General features: G+C 48.6%; 1 pseudogene. It reads right to left on the reverse strand.

Going from position 1 to position 323, the window contains the following annotated elements:
- A pseudogene (pyrG, locus tag A3757_RS23440) lies at nt 1–323 on the reverse strand (CTP synthetase); the annotation flags it as partial.

Raw genomic sequence — 323 nt, forward strand, 5'->3', positions numbered from 1 at the left:
GGAATGCTGGGTCGGCTTGGTTTTGGTCTCACCTGCGGTTGCAATATAAGGCACTAGAGTTAAGTGCATAAACAGCGCACGCTGGGAGCCCACTTCAATCTTTAACTGTCGCACTGCTTCCAAAAAGGGTTGCGACTCGATATCCCCAACTGTGCCGCCAATTTCAACCAAGGCGACATCATAGCCGTTAGCACCTTCAACGATGCGGCGTTTGATTTCATCAGTGATATGAGGAATTACCTGGACTGTTCCACCTAGATAATCGCCACGTCGCTCTTTGCGAATGACGTCTTCATAGACTCGACCACTCGTAAAGTTATTTC

It is taken from the genome of Oleiphilus sp. HI0117 (genome assembly GCF_001635235.1).